Source organism: Sphingomonas sp. NCPPB 2930, assembly GCF_042867205.1.
Taxonomy (GTDB): Bacteria; Pseudomonadota; Alphaproteobacteria; order Sphingomonadales; family Sphingomonadaceae; genus Sphingomonas.
Genome location: NZ_JBHZQU010000015.1, coordinates 60,815 through 80,577, shown reverse-complemented (window position 1 = coordinate 80,577; position 19,763 = coordinate 60,815). Strand labels below are relative to the sequence as shown.

The 19,763-nt window shown below is 68.6% G+C and carries 14 protein-coding genes, 1 tRNA gene, 1 riboswitch and 1 other annotated feature; of the genes, 8 read left to right on the top strand and 7 right to left on the bottom strand.

What is annotated here, in order from left to right:
- Positions 1–77, top strand: a tRNA-Met gene (locus ACFX59_RS15290).
- 69 nt (positions 78–146) lie between these two features.
- On the opposite strand, the gene ACFX59_RS15285 is transcribed toward ACFX59_RS15290, so the two are convergent.
- A complete protein-coding gene (locus ACFX59_RS15285; protein WP_387433361.1) occupies positions 147–449 on the bottom strand; it encodes a hypothetical protein in 303 nt (100 codons plus the stop codon).
- Positions 450–535: 86 nt separating this feature from the next.
- A riboswitch (cobalamin riboswitch) is annotated at positions 536–757 on the top strand.
- A gap of 241 nt (positions 758–998) precedes the next feature.
- On the opposite strand from ACFX59_RS15285, the gene ACFX59_RS15280 reads away from it, so the two are divergent.
- The 5 genes from ACFX59_RS15280 (at position 999) to ACFX59_RS15260 (ending at position 6,772) form a co-directional block, all read left to right on the top strand.
- Positions 999–3,113: a TonB-dependent receptor gene (locus ACFX59_RS15280; protein ID WP_387433358.1), complete on the top strand. Its 2,115-nt coding sequence runs from the start codon at positions 999–1,001 to the stop codon at positions 3,111–3,113.
- Complete coding sequence (locus ACFX59_RS15275; RefSeq protein ID WP_387433356.1) at positions 3,100–4,566, top strand: hypothetical protein; 1,467 nt, start codon at positions 3,100–3,102, stop codon at positions 4,564–4,566. Before ACFX59_RS15280 ends, ACFX59_RS15275 begins: the two co-directional genes overlap by 14 nt.
- Positions 4,567–4,593: 27 nt before the next feature.
- Positions 4,594–5,265 (top strand): glutathione S-transferase family protein, encoded by a 672-nt coding sequence (locus ACFX59_RS15270; RefSeq protein ID WP_042487586.1) that lies wholly within the window; start codon positions 4,594–4,596, stop codon positions 5,263–5,265.
- Positions 5,252–5,611, top strand: coding sequence for a tRNA-binding protein (locus ACFX59_RS15265; RefSeq protein ID WP_387433352.1), 360 nt, complete (start codon positions 5,252–5,254; stop codon positions 5,609–5,611). Before ACFX59_RS15270 ends, ACFX59_RS15265 begins: the two co-directional genes overlap by 14 nt.
- Before the next feature lie 228 nt (positions 5,612–5,839).
- Complete coding sequence (locus ACFX59_RS15260; protein ID WP_387433350.1) at positions 5,840–6,772, top strand: alpha/beta hydrolase; 933 nt, start codon at positions 5,840–5,842, stop codon at positions 6,770–6,772.
- Positions 6,773–6,903: 131 nt separating this feature from the next.
- On the opposite strand, the gene pepN is transcribed toward ACFX59_RS15260, so the two are convergent.
- A complete protein-coding gene (pepN, locus tag ACFX59_RS15255) occupies positions 6,904–9,507 on the bottom strand; it encodes an aminopeptidase N (RefSeq protein WP_387433368.1) in 2,604 nt (867 codons plus the stop codon).
- 138 nt (positions 9,508–9,645) lie between these two features.
- On the opposite strand from pepN, the gene ACFX59_RS15250 reads away from it, so the two are divergent.
- Both ACFX59_RS15250 and ACFX59_RS15245 read left to right on the top strand, forming a co-directional pair.
- A complete protein-coding gene (locus ACFX59_RS15250; protein ID WP_387433347.1) occupies positions 9,646–11,346 on the top strand; it encodes a M28 family metallopeptidase in 1,701 nt (566 codons plus the stop codon).
- A 138-nt stretch (positions 11,347–11,484) separates the two neighbouring features.
- On the top strand, positions 11,485–12,324 hold the full coding sequence (locus ACFX59_RS15245; protein ID WP_387433345.1) for an NAD(P)-dependent oxidoreductase: 840 nt from the start codon (positions 11,485–11,487) through the stop codon (positions 12,322–12,324).
- Here the strand turns inward: ACFX59_RS15245 and ACFX59_RS15240 are convergent.
- The 5 genes from ACFX59_RS15240 to ACFX59_RS15220 all read right to left on the bottom strand — a co-directional run bounded on the left by ACFX59_RS15240 (position 12,234) and on the right by ACFX59_RS15220 (position 19,711).
- Positions 12,234–13,154, bottom strand: a complete 921-nt coding sequence (locus tag ACFX59_RS15240) for a DMT family transporter (RefSeq protein ID WP_387433342.1) — start codon at positions 13,152–13,154, stop codon at positions 12,234–12,236. The two genes, ACFX59_RS15245 and ACFX59_RS15240, sit on opposite strands and share 91 nt — an antisense overlap.
- Positions 13,151–14,152: a threonine aldolase family protein gene (locus tag ACFX59_RS15235; protein WP_387433340.1), complete on the bottom strand. Its 1,002-nt coding sequence runs from the start codon at positions 14,150–14,152 to the stop codon at positions 13,151–13,153. The genes ACFX59_RS15240 and ACFX59_RS15235 overlap by 4 nt, the downstream gene beginning before the upstream one ends.
- A gap of 59 nt (positions 14,153–14,211) precedes the next feature.
- Positions 14,212–15,693, bottom strand: coding sequence for a SulP family inorganic anion transporter (locus tag ACFX59_RS15230; RefSeq protein ID WP_387433338.1), 1,482 nt, complete (start codon positions 15,691–15,693; stop codon positions 14,212–14,214).
- A 72-nt stretch (positions 15,694–15,765) separates the two neighbouring features.
- Positions 15,766–15,821: a sequence feature (sul1 is cis-regulatory element that is thought to sense ions involved in sulfur or methionine metabolism; They are found in Alphaproteobacteria), on the bottom strand.
- A gap of 412 nt (positions 15,822–16,233) precedes the next feature.
- Entirely contained in the window at positions 16,234–18,345 is a 2,112-nt protein-coding gene (locus ACFX59_RS15225; protein ID WP_387433335.1) for a transglycosylase domain-containing protein, read from the bottom strand.
- Positions 18,346–18,418: 73 nt separating this feature from the next.
- Positions 18,419–19,711 carry a dicarboxylate/amino acid:cation symporter gene (locus ACFX59_RS15220; protein WP_309700491.1) on the bottom strand — a complete coding sequence of 431 codons (1,293 nt, stop codon included), beginning with the start codon at positions 19,709–19,711 and terminating at the stop codon, positions 18,419–18,421.
- Positions 19,712–19,763 lie beyond the last annotated feature (52 nt).

Sequence of the window (19,763 nt, the reverse complement as noted above, 5' to 3'; positions counted from 1 at the left end):
CGCGGGGTGGAGCAGCCCGGTAGCTCGTCAGGCTCATAACCTGAAGGCCGCAGGTTCAAATCCTGCCCCCGCAACCATACACACCCAACATCATCCCATACGAAACCGCCACGGCATAGCCGGTGGCGGATTGGCGCGTTCACGCCTTAGCGACGACGCCCGGCACCCCTCGGCGGCAGGGCCGCTGGCGGATCCTGGCTCTCCACCAATTCCACCACCTCGAATCTGTGCCCCACCCAGCCGCGCTTGCGTGCCGCTTCCGCCAGCGACGCGTCATGCGCCATGGCCTCTTTCCGCGATTTTGCGTGACCCCAGAACACCTCCGTCCGGCCCCCACCCAGATCTGCGACGATCCGCCAGTAATGGGTGAACGGGGCTGAGGTCGGGCCGATGGTCTTCACATAGCCGTCGGGCATCGTTGCGGTCAGATAGCGGGTCTTGCGGGCCATGGGCCCGGGATAGCGCAAAGCCGCTACTGGGGGCAGATGCTTGACCCGCCCTGCCGATTGCCGCAATCAGTACGCGGCCGGAATATTCCGGTCGTGATCGCGCCGGTTTCCCCGGACAGGGGAATTAAAAGGGAACGCGGTGAGGGCGGGTGACCGCCCGAATCCGAGGCTGTCCCTGCAACTGTAAGCGGTGAGCGGACATGCAGGGACCGGTGTCGAGCCGGTCCAGCCACTGGGGTAACCTGGGAAGGCGCATGGTTCGCGATGACCCGTGAGCCAGGAGACCTGCCGGCGTCAGGTCGCTCATGCCGGGCCCAGGGGATGGCCGTGGCTAGGTCTTTTCCGACGAGCGACGCCAATGGTGGCGGAGGCGCATGGGTGGCCATGTCGAGTGCGGAAAGGCGTCCAGCGCGCATGGCATCCGGCCGTTCGAAGCGAACGGAAGGTCTCGGCTTGTTCGCGACAAGACGCTATGAGCAAATAATGTTATATCATCACATATCATCAAGCCGTGGTCTCATCCTTGTAGGTGGGGCCCTGTGGTCGTGCATGGCGATGCCCGCCTGGGCGCAGCAGGGGGGCATGCCGACCGGCACCGACGCCACGATATTGGTCGTCGGCACGCGCGACAAACCGGCGATGGACCGGCCCAATGCCACGGGCAGCCGATTGGGGCTGACCCCGCTCGAAACCCCCGCCAGCATCACCTCGCTCGACGGCGACCTGGTGCGTGCGCGGGGCGACCAGTCGATCGTCGAGGCCGAGACACGGGCCCCCGGACTGTCGAGCGTCGCCAATCCCGGCAATGGCGGCACCGCGCTGGCGGCGCGTGGCTTTTCCGGGCAGGGCTCGGTCCTGCAACTGATCGACGGGGTCCGGCTGTTCCCGGCAGCGGGGACGATCACCTTTCCAACCGATCCCTGGATGGTCGAGCGGATCGACGTGCTGAGCGGCCCGGCGTCGGTGCTCTATGGCCAGGGCGCGCTGGGCGGCGCGGTCAATGTGGTGATGCGCAAGCCCACCGCCCGGACCGAGGGACAGGCCGAGATCGGCTATGGCGCGCAGGACAGCGTCCGGCTGGCGGCCGGGATCGGCGGTCCGGCGGGGGCCACGCTGGGCTATCGGCTGGATGCCAGCTATCGCCGCTCGGACGGCTATGTCGACCGGGGGGATTCGCACAGCTTCGCGCTGTCGGGCACGGTGAAATGGACCCCTTCGCCACGGCTGGCGGTGACGATCCGCGGCGATCATGGCGACCAGCGGCCGATCGGCTATTTCGGGACGCCGCTGATCGACGGGCGGCTGGACACGGCGATCCGGACGCGCAACTATAATGTCGGGGACGGGCGGATGCGGTTTCGCGACGACCGCGCCTCGGTACAGGTCGACTGGACGCCGAGCGCGGCGGTCAGCGTCTCCAACATCGCCTATTATCTGACCAGCGATCGCTTCTGGCGCAATCTGGAGAGCTATTGCTGGGTCGGTACCAACGGCACGTGCGCCAACGGGGAGAGCGGTACGCCCGGCACGATCCGGCGGAGCGACAATTACGGCATCCGTCACGACCAGACCCAATGGGGCGATCAGGCGAGCGTGACGCTGCGCACGCCGCTGGCGCCGGGCATCGCCAATGCGCTGGTCGTCGGGGTCGACGCCAATCTGGTGCGCTTCACCCATGAGAACGACTTCGGATCGGACGCGCAGGTCGATGCGGTCGATCCCTTCGCCTTCGATCCCGGCCGCTTTCTGGATACGCAGGGAATCGCGCCGCGATACCGCACCCGCACCGTCGCGCTGGCGGTGTTTGCCGAGGATCGGGTGACGCTGGGCCCGAAATGGTCGGTGGTCGGCGGTTTCCGTTACGAGGAGGATCAGGTCCGCCGCTGGGCGATCGCCTATCCGGGCGGCACGCGGACCGATCGCTTCGCCTTTGAAAAGACCTTCCGCAACGCGACCTGGCGGGCGGGCATCGTGTATCAGCCGAGGCCGACCCTGTCGCTCTATGGCCAATATGCCACCGGCGTCGACCCGCTGGCCACGCTGACCACCGTGTCGAGCGGGCAGGTGCAGTTCGGCAATGCGAAGGGCAACCAGGTCGAGCTGGGCGCCAAGTGGCTGTTCCTGGGCGGGCGCGGCACCGCGACGCTGGCGGCCTATCGCATCGTCAAGACGGGGCTGCTGGCGCAGCGCACCCTCTCCAGCCCGGTCGAGCAGGTCGGCCAACGCTCGGCGCAAGGGGTGGAGGCGGCGGTCTCGGTCGATCTGCCCCAGGGGTTCGGGATCGACGCCAATGCGACGATGCTGGATGCGCGGTTCGACAATTTCCGTTCGGGCGGCGCGGACTATAGCGGCCGGACGCCGCCCAATGTGCCCGAGGCGCTGGGCAATCTCTGGCTGCGCTGGGATGCCACGGCCCGCATGCAGGCGCGGGCGGGGCTGCGCTATGTCGGGCGGCGCTTCTCCGACAATGCCGATGCGTTTCGCATCCCCGGCTATGCGACGGTGGACGCCACCCTGTCCTATGCGCTGAGCCCGCGCATGGCGGTCGACCTGCGCGTCTATAATCTGTTCGACAAGGCCTATGCGGTCACCGCCTATGGCGATCAGCAATGGATATTGGGGCGTCCGCGCTCGCTGGACCTGGGCCTTCGTGCGACGTTCTGACGCGTCATGGGGAAGGGCGGCCGTCCGGTTCGCCTTTCTCGTCCATCGCTGGGCCGGGATCGCCGCCTGCCTGTTCTTCGCGATGTGGTTCGCCTCCGGGCTGGTGATGATCTACGTCCCCTATCCCGCGCTGACCCCTGCCCAGATGGCGGCCGGGGCGGAGCCGATCGACTGGGGCGGGGTCGATCGGCCGCCGCCGGACGGCGCGACCGCGCGGCGGATCACGCTGGAGATGCGCGACGGCGTGCCGGTCTGGCGGATCGAAGGGGTGGGAGGCGAGACGCAGATCCGCTCCGCCCGGACGGGGGCTCGCGTCGCGCCGGTCGACGCCGCCTATGCCCGCCGGGTCGCGGCGCGGTTCGCGGGGGCGCCGGTCATCGCGGTCGCGCCCATCGGGCATGACCAATGGACCGTGGCGGGCGGCTTCGACCGGCACCGTCCGTTGTGGAAGGCGACGCTGGCCGATGCCGCCGGGACCGAGCTCTATGTCTCCAGCCTGACCGGCCAGCCGGTGCAGCGGACGACGCGGACTCAGCGTATCTGGAACTGGCTGGGGTCGGTGCCGCACTGGCTCTATCCGACGATCCTGCGCCGCGACGGCGGCCTGTGGCGGCAGGTGGTGATGTGGGTGTCGGGGCCGTGCATCGCGGTCGCGCTGACCGGGATGTGGATCGGCATCCTGCGCATGCGGCTGGGGCGGCGTCGCTATCGCGGCGGGCGGGTGACGCCCTATCGCGGCTGGATGGTCTGGCATCATGTCAGCGGGCTGCTGGGCGGCATGCTGCTGACCGGCTGGATCGTCAGCGGCTGGCTGTCGGTCGATCCGGGACGCGTCTTTGCCGGGGGCACCGCGCCGGTGGAGGCGATGCGCGCCTATGCCGGGCAGGCGGGCGAGCCGGTGGCGCTCGACCGGCTCGCCGCCATGGCGGGCCCGGCGCGCAGCGTCGTGTGGAGCGGCGATGGCGGATGGCGGCGGATCGCGATCGACCCGGCTGGACCGCATCCGCGCTGGCTCGAGCAGGCGACGCTGGCCCCGGCCGCGCCGATCGATCGACCGGACGCCGCCGCCATGCTGGTGCCCGGCGGGCATGTGACGGGGGTGGCGCGGCTGGAGCGGCCCGATTTCTACTGGACCAATATCGCCAGGCTGCCGGTGGTGCGGATGCGGTTCGACGATCGTGCGGCGACCTGGCTCTATCTCGACCCGATGAGCGGGGCGGTGGTCGAACGGCAGGACCGCGTCCGGCGGGCCTATCGCTGGGCCTATACGCTGCTTCACACCTGGGACTGGCCGTGGCTGACCGCGTGGCGGCCCGGCTGGACGGCTTGGATGTGGCTCTGGTCGATCGCCGGGCTGATCCTGTCCGTCAGCGGCGTCGTGGTCGGGTGGCGGCGACTGTGCCGTCCTGCGTCGCGCGGGCGGGTGAAAACATCGCCATCGGGGTTGGCGTAACCATGCCCGGCCGCTTAGATGGGCGGCATGTGGCAACTCTATCAATTCCCGCTCTGTCCCTTTTCGCGCAAGGTCCGGCTGCTGCTGGGCGAGAAGGGCGTCGGATATGAGTTGGTCCGCGAGTCGCCGTGGCAGCGGCGCGACGAGTTCCTCGACATGAACCCCGCCGGGCAGACCCCGGTGATGGTCGACGAGGAGCGCGGCGTGCTGCTGGTCGATTCCATGGCGATCTCGGAATATTTCGAGGAGACGGTCGAAAAGTCGGCGATGATCAACGGCACCGCCGTCGGCCGGGCCGAGATCCGGCGTCTGGTGACGTGGTTCGACACGCATTTCTATCAGGACGTGACCGGCCCGCTGCTCCACGAGCGCATGGTCAAGCGCGTCGCGCGCACCGGCAGCCCCGATGCCAAGGGCCTGCGCGAGGCGATGAAGGCGGCGGTCGGGCATCTCGACTATACCGATTATCTGCTCGACCATCGCAACTGGCTGGGCGGCGCGACGATGAGCCTGGCCGACCTCGCCGCCGCCGCGCAGATCTCGGTCGCCGATTATCTGGGCGGCATCGACTGGAAGGGGCATGAGCAGACCGCGCGCTGGTATCGCGGGCTGAAGAGCCGCCCCTCCTTCCGCCCGCTGCTGTCCGAGCGGATGGAGATGGTCACGCCGCCGTCGCATTACGACAATGTCGACTTCTGACGCGCCCGCACCCCGGATCGGGATCGAGGATTTCCTGGCGGTCGACATCCGCGTCGGCACCGTCATCGCCGCCGAGCCCTTTCCGGAGGCGCGCAAGCCCGCGATCAAGCTGACCATCGACTTCGGTCCCGTCCTCGGGGTCAAGCGATCCTCGGCGCAGATCACGCGGCATTACACGCCCGAGACGCTGGTCGGGCGGCAGGTGGCGGCGGTGGTCAATTTCCCCCCGCGCCAGATCGGGCCGATGATGTCCGAGGTGCTGACCCTGGGCTTTCCCGATGCGGAGGGGCAGGTGGTGCTGATCGGGCCTGACCAGGCGTTGCCCGATGGGGGGCGGTTGTTCTGAGGGATTGCGGGTGAGGGATTCCCTTGGCCTTCGACTACGCTCAGGCTGAACGGGGTGTGGTGTCTGGGCGTCGGGGTCCGGATACGAACAGCCGTTCAGGCTGAGCGAAGTCGAAGCCCACGCCCAACCCTACTGTTAGCCTTAACATTATCCCTTGCACCCCACGCCCCGAAGCGTACCATCCCCGTCCGACCGTAGGGACATAACCCACGGAGGACAGGAGGGGATATGAAGTCAAAACGCTGGGCCCGCCATGCGCTAGCCGCTTTGCTAACGCTCTCGCTGGCGGCACCCGCCCTCGCGCAGAGCGACAAGATGGTGCCGATCGCCATCCCCGCTCAGCCGGGTGCCATTCCACTGAACACCGGCCCCTTGCCCGGCGCGAAGAACAAGGAAAGCTGGCACAGCCAATATGACAGCGTCTTCGCGCGCAACGTGACGCAAGCGACGCTGACCCCCTTCCTGCCCGATCCCGCCAAGGCGACCGGCGCGGCGGTGATCGTCGCGCCCGGTGGCGGCTTCCGCACGCTGTCGATGCAGAATGAGGGCTGGGACGTCGCCAAGGCGCTGGCCGATCGCGGCATCGCCGCCTTCGTCCTGAAATACCGGCTGAACCAGACGCCGGCCGATATGGGCGAATTCGAAAAGTCGATGGCGGCGATGTTTTCCAGCGTCGCGCGCCCCGCCGCGCGGCCCAGCCCCGAAGAGGCGCTGAAGGGCCTGGCCCCCCAGATCGCCGACTCGCGCGCCGCCTTCGCCCTGGTCCGCCAGCGCGCGAACGAGTGGAAGGTCGACCCCAACCGGATCGGCATGGTCGGCTTTTCGGCGGGTGCGATGCTGACCGTCGCGACGGTGCTCGACGGGCCGGCCAGGCCCGCCTTTGTCGGCGACATCTATGGCCCGCTCCAGCCGATGACGGTCCCCGCCGACGCGCCGCCGATGTTCGCCGCGATCGCCGCCGACGATCCGCTGTTCGCGGGCAAGGGCTTCGGCCTGATCGACCAGTGGCTGGCGGCGAAGAAGCCGGTCGAGTTCCACCTCTATGGCCAGGGCGGGCACGGCTTCGGCATGTATCCGAAGAAGACGACCAGCACCGGCTGGTTCGACGCCTTCTACCGGTGGATCGTGATGGAGGGATTTTTGAAGGCAAAGACGCAATAAATTCCTCCCCTGCAAGGGGAGGTGGCAGTCCAAAGGACTGACGGAGGGGTGTCCCCGCCAGCGAGCATGCCCCTCCACCACCGCTTCGCGGCGGTCCCCCTCCCCAAGCACAGCTTGGGGAGGAATGGGGATCACTCGATGCTCTTCGACGCCTGCTCGAACAGATCCTTCGACAGCCCCGGCGTGGCGATGATGCGCATCAGCTCGGCGCGCATCAGGGCGGAGCGTTTCGCGTCAAACCGCCGCCAGCGGCCCAGCGGCGGCAACAGCTTGGCCGCCGTTTGCGGGTTGAGCCGGTCGAGCGCGATCAGCTGGTCGGCCAGGAAGCGATAGCCCGAACCGTCCGCCGCGTTCAGCGCGCGCTGGTTCATCCCGAACGCCCCGACCAGCGCGCGGGCGCGGTTGGGGTTGGCGAGCGTGAAGTCGGGATGCCCGGCCAGCCGCTCGACGATCGCGCCGGTGTCGCTGCGTGACGACAGCGCCTGTGTCTGGAACCATTTGTCCAGGACCAGCGGATTGTCGGCATAGCGCGCGTGGAACTGCGCCAGCGCCGCCTCGCGCTCGGGCGCGTCGGAATTGACCAAAGTGGTCAGCGCCGCCTGTCGGTCGGTCATGTTGTCCGCCCCCTCGAACTGCGCGAAGGCGAGCGCGGCGGCATCCTCCGCGCCGCTCGCCGCGATATAGCCGAGCGCGACGTTGCGCAGCCGACGCCGCCCCTTGGCCTCGGGCGAATAGACATAGGCATCCTGCGCCAGCTCGGCATGGAGCCGCCGCCATTCGGGCTCCAGCGCCTGCCCCAGACGACGGCGAAGCGCCTCGCGCGCGGCATGGATCGCGTCGGGATCGACCGTCGCCAGCTGGTCGCCGATGAAATTCTCGGACGGCAGCAGCACGGCTTCGGCCAGGAAGGCGGGCTCCAGCCCCTCGGCCGCCAGCGTGCGGGTCACCGCGTCGACCACGGCCTCGGCCCGCACCTCGCCATGGATCGTGCCCGCGACCAGCGTATCGAGCATCAGCTGCTGCATCGCCTCATAGCGGGCGAAGGGATCGTCGTCATGCGCCGACAGGAAGGCGAGATCCTCCGCCGTCCGGTCGCTCTCGACCACCACGGGGGCGGAAAAGCCGCGATTGATCGACAGGACGGGCCGCTCGGTCACCGCCTCGAAGGTGATCGTCTCCGCCACCTGGTCGAGCAGGATCAGCCGCTCGTCGGTCAGCGGGCGGCCCGTCTCCGCGCCGAACAGCCGGACCTTGAGCGGCAGGACCATCGGTTGCTTGACGGCCTGGCCCGGCGTGGCGGGGACATGCTGGGCCAGGCGCAGCGTCGCGCGGCCGCCGCCGGGTTCGTGCGAGAGGCCCGCCGAGACGCGCGGGGTTCCCGCCTGGCTATACCAGAGGCGGAATTGCGACAGGTCGACGCCGCCCGCCTCCTCCATACAGGCGACGAAATCCTCGCAGGTCGCCGCCGTCCCGTCGAAGCGGGTGAAGTACAGGTCGGTCGCGGCGCGGAACTTCACCGGGCCCAGCATCGTCGCCATCATGCGGATCAGCTCGGCACCCTTGTTATAGATGGTCGCCGTGTAGAAATTGCTGATCTCGATATAGCTTTCGGGGCGCACCGGATGGGCGAGCGGGCCCGAATCCTCGGGGAACTGGCTGGCGCGAAGCCCTCGCACATCCTCGATCCGCTTGACCGCCGCCGATCCCTGGTCGGCGGAGAAACACTGGTCGCGATAGACGGTGAAGCCTTCCTTGAGGCTCAGCTGGAACCAGTCGCGGCAGGTGATCCGGTTGCCCGACCAGTTGTGGAAATATTCATGCGCGACGACGGCGGCGATCGCGTCATAGTCGTAATCGGTCGCGGTGTCGGGATCGGCGAGGATGTAGCGGCTGTTAAAGATGTTCAGCCCCTTATTCTCCATCGCGCCGAAGTTGAAATCGTCGACCGCGACGATGTTGAACACGTCCAGGTCATATTCGCGGCCATAGACGCGCTCGTCCCAGGCCATGGACAGCTTCAGCGCGTGGAGCGCATGGGTGGTCTTGGGCAGGTCGGCGGCGCGGACCCAGATGCCTAAGCCCACCTCGCGCCCGCTCATGGTGGTGAAGGTCGCGGCGTTGACCGCCAGATCGCCCGCCACCAGCGCGAAGAGATAGGAGGGCTTGGGGAAGGGATCGTGCCACTCCGCCCAATGGGTGCCGTCGTCATTCTCGCCGCTGGCCACCGGATCGCCATTGGCGAGCAGCACCGGATAGCGCCCCCGGTCGGCGGTCATCCGCACCCGATAGACGCTCAGCACATCGGGCCGGTCGGGGAAGAAGGTGATGCGGCGAAACCCCTCCGCCTCGCACTGGGTGCACAGATTCCCGCCCGAGGCATAAAGGCCCATCAGCTGGGTATTGTGGTCGGGCGCGATCACCACCTCGGTCTCGACTTCATGGGCATCGCCGGGCAGCGGGACGACCAGCTGTTCGCCCTCGATCCGCCAGTCGGTGATGGCCACGCCGTCGACCTTGACCGACAGCGGCACCTGCCCCGCGCCGTCCAGCCGCAGCGGCTCGTCATGCGCGCCGTCGCGCACCACCGACAGGGTCGCGCGGACCAAGGTTTCGGCGGGGTCGAGCGCGAAGTCGAGCCGCGTGTCGGGCACGCGCCAGGCGGGCGGCGCATAATCCTCGCGCCGGATGGCGGCCGGGGTCATGCTGGGCTGGGCGGCGCTACGCTGGATGTCCATGACGGGAATATAGCCACGGCCACCGCATTGGACCACCATCGGCCGTACCCGAAAAAGCACAGGCCCGCGCCGTGGCCGGGGTTGATCGGGCGATGCGGCCTGTTACGCCTGTGTCATACTTCTCTGGAAAGGTTCTGCATGTCGCGTTCGACGGCCCTTTTGCCGCTGCTTCTCCTGTCCACCGCCGCTGTCGCCCACGACCATGACCATCTGCACCTCCAGGCCGCCGCCCCGACCGCCTCGGCGCAGCGCAGCGCGGCCGAGCGCAATGCCGTCATCACCGCACCGCTGCCCGAGGATCAGGCCGCGATGAAGGCGCATGTCCTGTTCCTGGCCTCCGACGCGATGGCGGGGCGAGAAGCGGGGACGCGCGACTATGACATCGCCGCGCAATATGTGGCGGCGCAATTCTATGCGGCGGGGCTGCGGCCCGGCGGCGACCAGGGCGGCTATCTGCAAAAGGTGCCGCTGGTCGCGTACAATGTCGCCGACAAGGGCAGCGCGCTGTGGACGCCGGCGGGCGGCCAACCGCAGGAGCTGGTCTTCGCTGAGGACTTCGTGCCCTCGCCCGTGCCCGACCGGCGCGAGACCAGCGTGTCGGCGCCGGTCGTCTTCGTGGGCTATGGCATCGACGCGGCGCAATATGGGCTGACCGATTACCGGAACGTCGATGTGCGCGGCAAGATCGTCGCCTTCCTCCCCGGCACGCCCGAAGGGCTGGACGGCGAAGCGCGCGCCTTTTTCGGATCGGCGGGCAACAAGGCGTCGCTGGCGGCGGCGAGGGGCGCGGTCGGCGCGATCCAGATCGACATGCCGCGCGCCGGGGGGCGGCAGCGGCCCTTCTCGACGCTGGCGCGCTATTATGACGCGCCGCGCGTGACCTGGGCCAACCCGGACGGCACCGCGCATGCCATGACCCCGTCGACCCCGGTGCTGGGCACCCTGTCGCAGGCGGGCGCGGCCAAGCTGTTCGGCAAGGGCTGGGACGCGGTGATGAAGGCCGCCGCCACGGCGAAGCCCGCCTATAAGCCGCTGACCGCCAGAGGGCAGCTGACGGTGGCGTCCAAGACCCGGTTCAAGCCGATGGACAGCAGCAACGTCATCGGCCTGATCCCCGGCAGCGACCCCAGGCTGAAGGACGAGGTGGTCGTCCTGTCGGCGCATCTCGACCATATCGGCACCAATGAGGGCGGCGATGGCGACCGGATCAACAATGGCGCGCTTGACAATGCGATCGGCATCGCCAGCCTGATCGAGGAGGCCAAGCGGTTCAAGACGGCCGCCGCCCCGCCCAAGCGCACCGTGATGTTCCTGGCGGTGACGGCGGAGGAAAAGGGGCTGGTCGGCTCCGACTATTTCGCCAACCATCCGACCGTGCCGCTGAAGTCGATCGTCGCCGACGTCAATCTCGACATGCCGATCCTGACCTACAGGTTCGAGGATATGGTGGTGTTCGGCGCCGACCGATCGACGCTGGGCCCGATCGTGCGCAAGGCGGTGGGAGCGATGGGCCTGCCGGTCGCGCCCGATCCGATGCCCGAGGAGGGGATCTTCGTCCGTTCCGACCATTTCCGCTTCGTGCAGAAGGGCGTCCCCTCGGTCTTCCTGTGGCCGGGGCAGGCGGGGCCGGGCAAGGCGGCGGTCGAGGACTTCATGAGCCACCGCTATCACCGCCCCGGCGACGAGGTGGACCAGGGCATCGACTGGAGCCAGGGGCCGCGCTTCGTCAGCGTAAACTATGCCATCGCCCGCGAGATCGCCGATGCGCCCGAGCGGCCGGTGTGGAACAAGGGCGATTATTTCGGCACGCTCTACAAGGGGCCGATGGCGGCGAAGTGATGCGTGCCGCCGCTTCCCGCAGCCAAGCCGCCCCCCATCCGTTCAGCCTGAGCGTAGTCGAAGGCCAAGGGATGACCTTGGCCCGGTGGCCCGTCCGGGGCATGCACTTCGACTTCGCTCAGTGCGAACGGAGGTAGGGTGAGCAAGCTATTCGTCTTCGGCATGGGCTATGCCGCCGGTCATCTGGCGGCGCTGCTCGAAGGGCGCGGCTGGTCCGTTTCGGGCACCACCCGCGACGGGCGCGGCGGCACGCTCCGCTTCGACGACCGGGAAAGCGTGGAGGCGGGCATCGCCGCCGCCACGCATATCCTGTCCTCCGTCCCACCCGAGGGCGAGCATGATCCGGTGCTGGTCGCTTATGGCGCGCACCTCGTGAAATCGGACGCCTGGATCGGCTATCTGTCCTCGACCGGCGTGTATGGCGACACCGGCGGCGCGTGGGTGGACGAGACCGCGCCGATCGGCTCGGGCCGCCGCGCGGCGCGGGCGGTGGCGGATGCGGACTGGCAGGCGCTGGGCGCGCGGGTGTTTCGCCTGCCCGGCATCTATGGCCCCGGCCGCTCGCCGATCGACCGGGTTCGCGGCGGTCGGGCGCACCGCGTCGGGCTGGCGGGGCAGGTGTTCAGCCGGGTGCATATCGCCGATATCGTATCGGGCGTGATCGCCGGGTTCGACGGCCCGGCGGGGGCCTATAACCTGGCCGACGATTTCCCCTGCGACCAGGATGCCGTCGTCTCCTATGCCGCCACGCTTGCGGGGATGCCGCCGCCGCCGCTGGTCCCGCTGGAGAGCCTGTCGGCGGCGGCGCGGGGCTTCTATGCCGAGAACCGGCGGGTGGCCAATGGCAAGGCGAAGCGGGTGCTGGGCTGGCGGCCCCGCTATCCCGATTACCGGTTGGGCCTGCGGGCCTTGAGCGCGATGACCAGCCCGGCGGCCGTCACCGCCGCCCCCGCGCCCGCCAGCAGCGACCAGCGATAGCCCTCGAACACCGTCGACAGGCTCATCGCGATCACCGGCACGATGACGCTGGAATAGGCCGCCTTGGCCGGGCCGATCGCGCGCAGCACCCGGTAATAGAGCGGAAAGGCCAGCGCCGAGGCGAACAACCCCAGATAGAGGATGCCCAGCACATAGCCGGCGCGCATCTCGAACACCGGTGGGCCGTTCAGGCTATAGGCGATGATCGCATCCAGCGCCGCGCCCGTCAGCATCGCGATGCTGAGCGTCGCATGCATCGGGAAACGCTTGGCGGTGTTGGTCGCCTGCATGACATTGGCGGTCGACGCCGACAGGATCGCGATGATGGTCAGCGCGATGCCGGTCAGCGCGCGTGCGGGCCCCGCCGGATCGACCCGCGCCTCGTGCACGAACAGCAGCGCCGCCCCCGCCATCGCGATGCCGGAGCCGACCAGCAACTGCCGCCCCATGCGCTGCCCCAGGAAGAGGCGCGCAAAGCCCGCATTGGGGATCAGCAGCATCGCGAACACCACCGCGACCAGCCCGGAGGTGATATAGGCTTCCGCCCGGTAGACGAAGTTGAAGTTCAGGACGAACTGAAACACCCCGATCCCGGCGGCGAACAGCCAGCCGGCGGTGCCCAGCCGGAAACTCTCGCGCCGGGCGAGCGCGAAGGCGCCCATGGCGAGCCCGCCGACCAGGAACCGATAGCTGACCGACCAGGTGGCGGGGACGACCGAAATTTGGTCGCGGATCACCAGCCAGGTCGATCCCCAGATCAGCGTGACGATGGCGAAGGGGATCAGGACGGCGGCGCGGGTCGAGCGGGGGGCGGTGTCGAACTCGCTCATAGCCGGGCGATCGCGTCGGCGAGGCGAACGGCCGCCTGCGCATCGGTGTCCCAGGCGGTGACGAGGCGAATCTCGCCCTCCGCCCAGTCGTAAAAGTCGAACCCCTGCGCGCGCAGGCTCGCGGCCTCTTCGGGCGTGACGCGCAGGAAGACCTCGTTCGCCTCGACCGGGTGGACCAGCCGCTCGCCCGCCGCGCCGCCCAGCCGCTCGGCACAGGCATTGGCCAGCGCGCCATTGGCGATCCACAGGTCGTTCTCGACCATCGCCAGCACCTGCGCCGCCAGATAGCGCCCCTTGGACATCAACAGCCCGGCACGCTTGCGGCGGCGGCGGGTGACATCGGCAAGGCCGGGCTTGAAGAAGACCAGCGCCTCGGCACTCATCGCGCCGTTCTTGACGAAGCCGAAGGACAGGGCCTCCACCCCCGACTGCCAGGTCAGCGCGGCGGGCGTGCAGCCCAGCCGCGCCACCGCATTGGCGAAGCGCGCGCCGTCCATGTGGAAGCCGAGGCCCCGTTGCTGGGCCAGCGCGCCGATCGCGGCGACCTCGTCGGGGTTGTAGACGCGGCCATATTCGGTGGCGTTGGTGATCGAGATGGCGTGCGGCTGGACCCGGTGGACATCGTCGGCGATGGCATCGATCACGGTCCGGATCGTGTCGGGGGTCAGCTTGGCCCCCTCGCCATCGGCCAGCATCAGCTTGGCGCCGTGGGTGTAGAATTCGGGCGCGCCGCCCTCGTCATTCTGGATATGCGAGTCGCGGTGGCAGACGACGCCGCCATGCGGCGGGCAGAGCGCGGCCAGCGCCAGGCAATTGGCGGCGGTGCCGGTGGGCACCCACAGCACCTCGACCTGCGTGCCGAACAGCTCGGACAATCGGCCGTCCAGCGCCTTCGACCAGCGGTCGCCGTCATAGGCGGTGTCCATCTGGTCGGCGCTGGCGATGGCCTCCATCACCTTGGGATGGATACGGGCGGCGTTGTCCGAGAAAAAGCGCATGGGACAGGCGTTTGGGGGAGGCGGACCCATGCGTCAACACCGCTCCCCCCGGCCGGGCGTCAGTGCGGCGCGATGCCCAGTTCGACGCCCGTCTTGTCGTGCAGCGCGAAGCGGTCGACCAGGTCGGCGCTCGCCTGGTTATAGCCGATCACCGCGACCCCGGCTCCGTCGCGCCGCAGCCGCGCGACGATCTTGTCGAGCGCGCCGACCCCCGAAATGTCCCAGAAATGCGCCGCCGACACGTCGATCACGACCGTCCGGCCCGGCTCCGCCTGAAAGGCGCGGGTGAAGCGGTCGACCGAGGCGAAGAAGATCTGCCCCGTCACCCGGTAGCGCACGGTGACCGCATCCTCGATCCGCTCGACCGCGAACAGGCGGCGGACCTTGCCCGCGAAGAAGATGCCCGACAGCAGCACGCCCGCCAGCACTCCCTGCGCCAGATCGCGGGTCGCGACGACCACCGCCACCGTGACCAGCATGACGACCGAGGAGGTCGGCGGGTGGCGGCGCAGGTTGGGGATCGAGTTCCAGCTGAACGTGCCGATCGACACCATGATCATCACCGCGACCAGCGCGGGCATCGGAATCCGCCCCACGACCGGGCCTAGCCCGGCCAGCAGGACCAGCAGCACGACACCGGCAGTCAGCGTCGACAGCCGCTTGCGCCCGCCCGAGGTGACGTTGATGACCGACTGGCCGATCATCGCACAGCCGCCCATGCCGCCGACCAGCGCGGCGGCGATGTTCGCCCCGCCCTGGCCCATGCATTCGCGGCGCTTGTCGCTGTCGCTGTCGGTCATGTCGTCGACGATCTGCGCGGTCAGCAGCGATTCGAGCAGGCCGACCGCGGCCATGGTCAGCGAATAGGGCAGGATGATCCGCAACGTCTCGAAGGTCAGGGGCACGTTGGGGAGGGCGAGGCTGGGCAAGCCTTCGGGCAGGCGGCCCATGTCGCCGACGGTGCGCACCGGCAGGCCCAGGGCGATGCTAATCCCGGCGAGCACCAGGATCGCGACCAGCGGCGAGGGGACCGCCTTGGTCACGCGCGGCAAGAGGTAGATGATGGCGAGCCCGCCCGCGACCATCACATAGCTGTGCCAGGTCACGCCGGTCAGTTGCGGCAGCTGCGCCATGAAGATCAGGATGGCGAGCGCATTGACGAAGCCGGTGATGACCGAGCGCGAGACGAACTGCATCACGAGGTCGAGGCGCAATATCCCCGCGACGATCTGGATCAGTCCCATCAGGATGGTGGCGGCGAACAGATAGTCGACGCCGTGGTCGCGGACCAGCGGCGTGACCACGACCGCGACGGCGGCGGTCGCGGCGGAGATCATCGCGGGCCGCCCGCCGAGGAAGGAGATGACGATCGCAATCGCGACCGAGGCATAGAGTCCGACGCGCGGATCGACACCCGAGATGATCGAAAAGCCGATCGCCTCGGGAATCAGCGCGAGCGCGACGACCAGCCCGGCAAGCACGTCGCGACGCGCCTCGCCGATGCTCGAGAACCATTGGGTCCGGTAGTTTGTAACAGTCATGGGAAAACCAGGATCAGGCGCATGGCAAGGCCGCTCGGCGGTTCGCGAGCGGGAAGGAAAAGCCATGCTGTCTGTTGTCCGGCGGATCGGCGGCCGGAATAGCCACCCGGGATTTCACCGGGTCCTTGCGAATGACGCCGCGTTTAACGGGCAAGGGGCGGGCAGGGCAAGCCCTCATGTCCCTTTCCCTCGGTAACTCCCGTATCCGCCTGTCGGGATTAAACGCCTTGGGGCGGACCGACATTGCGCCTTCTTCCCCTCTCCCCTCTGCGATGGGCGAGGGAAGGAGGCCCTGAATGTCGATCCGCCTCACATTCTATAAGCACCATCCCGGCGAAGGCCGGGATCCAGTCGAGGTGGCGTTGGTAGGCCGCGACGACTGCTCGGCAACTGGACCCCGGCCTTCGCCTGGTTGGGAGTTGCCGGACGTCGCAAGCGAAGCGCTGCGATCAAACGCCGTGCCATTCCTCGTCGCGCCGTCGCGGCTTCGCGTGCATCATCTCCCGTTCGCGCGAAGCCCTCCCGCCGGAAGAGCCCCCGTTACTCCTCGCCCTCGCCATCGCGCTCGTCGGGCGGGCGGCGATCCTCCGGGGGTGGGCCGGCGCGATCGGGGCGGCGGCGGCCGGGGCCGACGGTGATCGATCCGTCCTCACCGGTGCGCAGGTCCAGCCCCATGCCCTGGATGATGTCCCCAACCGGGTCGCCCTCGATCGGCAGGGTTTCCTCTTCCATGCCGTTGGCGATCGCGTCGGGATCGACCTCCTGCTCGACCACCGGGGCCGCGACCGGCGGAATGTCCAGCGCCGACTGCATGAAGGCGCGCCAGATTCGCGCGGGCACGCCGCCGCCCGACAGGCCGGGATTGGGGGTATTGTCGTCATTGCCGACCCACACGCCCACCACCAGGTCGCGCGCGAAGCCGATGAACAGTGCGTCGCGCGAATCCTGCGTCGTGCCGGTCTTGCCATAGGCGTCGACGGTCAGCAGCGCCTGCCGCCCCGTCCCCGTCTTGATCGAGGACGACAGCAGGTCGAGCATCCCGTCATGCACGGCGGACGAGAAGCCCGTCTTGCGGTTGGTCAGCGCCTGATACCAGCCCTTGTCCTTCACATCGCCCAGGCCGCGCGCGACGACCGGATAGCTTTCATTGGCGACGGCGGCATAGGCGGCGGTCAGCTCCAGCAGGCTGACGGTCGAGGTGCCCAGGCCGATCGTCGCCTCGTTGGCGATCGGGGTGGTGATGCCCAGGTCGCGCGCCGCCTTGATCACCGACTTCACGCCCACCGCCTGGGTCAGCCGCGCGGCGGCGACGTTCGACGAACGGGCAAAGGCCTGGCGCAGCGTGATCTTGCCCAGATAGCGCCCGTCACTGTTGCGCGGCTTCCAGCCCGCAATGTCGACCGGCTCGTCCTCGATGGTCGAGTCCGGGGTCATGCCCGAACGCAGCGCCGCCAGATAGACGAACAGCTTGAACGCCGAGCCTGGCTGGCGTCGCGCCTGGGTGGCGCGGTTGAACGGGCTCTTGGAATAATCCTTGCCGCCGACCATCGCGACGACGCGGCCATCGGGGCGCATCGCGACCAGTGCGACCTGGGCCTGATTCAACCCGGCACTGCGCACCGTGCGCTCGGCGATCCGCTGGAGCCGGGGATTGAGCGTCGTCTGGACGGTCGCCTCGGTCTTGATCTCGCCCGCCTGGTCGCGCGCTTCAGGAAGCACCCAGTCGGCGAAATAGGTGCCGCTGGGCAAAGTCTCGGGCCGTGAGGCGAGCACGCGCTGCGGCTGGACGGCATCGGCCTCCGCCTTGGTCAGGAAGCCCGCATCCTCCATCGCCGCGACGACGACCGCCTGGCGGGCGCGGGCACCCTTGAGATTGGTGGTCGGCGCCAGGCGCGACGGCGCCTTGACCAGACCGGCCAGCATCGCCGCCTGGCCGATGTTCAGCTTGTCGGGCGTGCGGCCGAAATAATGTTTCGAGGCGGCGGTGATGCCATACACATTGTCGCCGAAATAGACGTTCGACAGATAGCGCGACAGGATCTCGTCCTTGGTCAGCCACGCCTCCAGCCAGAAGGCGATCATCGCCTCGCGGATCTTGCGCCCCGCCGTGCGGTCGGAGTCGAGAAAGGCGTTCTTGGCCAGCTGCTGCGTGATGGTCGATCCGCCCTCGCGCACGCCGCCCGATCCGACATTGTGCCACATCGCGCGCAGGATGCCGCGCGGATCGATGCCCCAGTGCGAGTAGAAGCGCCGGTCCTCAATCGCCATGAACGCCTCGCGCACATGGGCGGGCAGCTTGGCCGCGTCGACCGGCGCGCCGATGATCGCGCCGCGCCGTGCGATTGGGGTGCCGTCATCGGCGGTCAGCGTGATCGACGGCGGCGTCGGCGGCTGGAGCGAGCGCGACAGCGGCGCGGTGACCGCCAGCCAGATGATCGCCAGCACCAGCAGGATGATGCCCACCCCCGTACCGCGCACGATCCACCGGCCCCAGTGGATGCGGCGGCGTGGGCGTTCGGCGGGCGCCTCGTCCTCGTCGGTACCGAAGGACCAGCTCTGGGTCTCGGCATCGTAGAGCGGATAGTTGGGCCCCACCGGCTCATAGGGGCGATTGATGGGCGTACGGTCGGGATTGAAAGGGTCGGGGCGCATCACAGGGTTCCGGCGGTCTGCCACTCGCGTGTATTACTTTGCCAGAACACCGCGCGCAAGCTCATGGCGCAGTTTACCCCGTTTGCGGCACCTCCGGCAAGCGGTCTGCGGGGGGCGTCTGTTCGATCAGGCCCGCACGGTGCGCGACGATCGTCGGGACCAGCGCCTGGCCCGCCACGTTGATCGCGGTCCGCCCCATGTCGAGGATCGGGTCGATCGCCAGCAGCAGCCCCGCGCCCTCCAGCGGCAGGCCCAGGGTCGACAGGGTCAGGGTCAGCATCACGACCGCGCCGGTCAACCCGGCGGTCGCCGCCGATCCCAGCACCGAGACGAGCACGATCAGCACATAATCGCCGACATGCAGCGGCAGGCCGTAATATTGCGCGACGAACAGCGCCGATATGGCGGGATAGATGGCCGCGCAGCCGTCCATCTTGGTGGTCGCGGCAAAGGGCACCGCAAAGGCCGAATAGGCGCGCGGCACGCCCAGCCGCCGCTCCACCGCATCCTCGGTCACGGGCAGGGTGGCGATCGACGAGCGCGAGACGAAGCCCAGCTGGATCGCGGGCCAGGCGGCGGCGAAGAATCGCTTCGGCGACAGCCCGTTCGCCAGCAGCAGCAGCGGATAGACGACGAACAGGACGAGGCCGAGCCCGATATAGACTGCCAGCGCGAAGCTGCCGAGCGCCGAGAGCGACTGCCAGCCATAGCGGACGATGGCATTGCCCAGCAGCGCGCCAGACCCGATCGGGGTCAGCCGGATCACCCAGGACAGGATGCGCCGGAAGATGGCGAGCGCCGAGGCGTTGAACGACAGGAAGCTCTCGCCCTTGTCGCCGACCCGCACCGCCGCGACGCCGATCGCGACCGCCATGACGATGATCTGCAGGATGTTGAACGACAGCCCGGTCTTGAGCGCGCCGCCATCGCCCGCGCTGGTCGAGGCGGACAGGCCCAGGATGTTGGACGGGATCAGCCCGCGCAGGAAGTCGAGCCACGAGCCCGCCGTGTCGGGCCGCACCGCGCTGCCCGCCGCGACGCCGGCATGCAGGCCGGGTTGCAGGACGGTGCCCAGCGTCAGCCCGATGGTGACCGCGATCAGCGCGGTGATCGCGAACCAGATGAAGGTGGCGGCGACCAGCCGCGCGGCATTGTTCAGGTCGCGCAAAGCGGCGATCGACGCGACGATGGCGGTGAACACCAGCGGGACGACCAGCACCTTGAGCAGCTGGACGAAGCTCTCGCCGATGATCCGCAACGCCTCGGCCAGTCCGGCGACATTCTGCGCGCGCGCGAACAGCCCGAGCAGCAGCCCGACGGCCATGCCGACGAAGACCTGAGCCCCAAAGGAAAAACGAAATTTCATTGGGCCATAGCTAGCGAAGCCGCGAAACGATCCCAACCAAGTTTTGTGATGG

What these genes read in the sequence shown, in the direction of transcription:
- ACFX59_RS15285 (WP_387433361.1), bottom strand. Translation starts at nt 449, where the DNA reads ATGGCCCGCAAGACCCGCTATCTGACCGCAACGATGCCCGACGGCTAT.
- ACFX59_RS15280 (WP_387433358.1), top strand. Translation starts at nt 999, where the DNA reads ATGGCGATGCCCGCCTGGGCGCAGCAGGGGGGCATGCCGACCGGCACC.
- ACFX59_RS15270 (WP_042487586.1), top strand. Translation starts at nt 4,594, where the DNA reads ATGTGGCAACTCTATCAATTCCCGCTCTGTCCCTTTTCGCGCAAGGTC.
- ACFX59_RS15265 (WP_387433352.1), top strand. Translation starts at nt 5,252, where the DNA reads ATGTCGACTTCTGACGCGCCCGCACCCCGGATCGGGATCGAGGATTTC.
- ACFX59_RS15260 (WP_387433350.1), top strand. Translation starts at nt 5,840, where the DNA reads ATGAAGTCAAAACGCTGGGCCCGCCATGCGCTAGCCGCTTTGCTAACG.
- pepN (WP_387433368.1), bottom strand. Translation starts at nt 9,507, where the DNA reads ATGGACATCCAGCGTAGCGCCGCCCAGCCCAGCATGACCCCGGCCGCC.
- ACFX59_RS15250 (WP_387433347.1), top strand. Translation starts at nt 9,646, where the DNA reads ATGTCGCGTTCGACGGCCCTTTTGCCGCTGCTTCTCCTGTCCACCGCC.
- ACFX59_RS15240 (WP_387433342.1), bottom strand. Translation starts at nt 13,154, where the DNA reads ATGAGCGAGTTCGACACCGCCCCCCGCTCGACCCGCGCCGCCGTCCTG.
- ACFX59_RS15235 (WP_387433340.1), bottom strand. Translation starts at nt 14,152, where the DNA reads ATGCGCTTTTTCTCGGACAACGCCGCCCGTATCCATCCCAAGGTGATG.
- ACFX59_RS15230 (WP_387433338.1), bottom strand. Translation starts at nt 15,693, where the DNA reads ATGACTGTTACAAACTACCGGACCCAATGGTTCTCGAGCATCGGCGAG.
- ACFX59_RS15225 (WP_387433335.1), bottom strand. Translation starts at nt 18,345, where the DNA reads ATGCGCCCCGACCCTTTCAATCCCGACCGTACGCCCATCAATCGCCCC.
- ACFX59_RS15220 (WP_309700491.1), bottom strand. Translation starts at nt 19,711, where the DNA reads ATGAAATTTCGTTTTTCCTTTGGGGCTCAGGTCTTCGTCGGCATGGCC.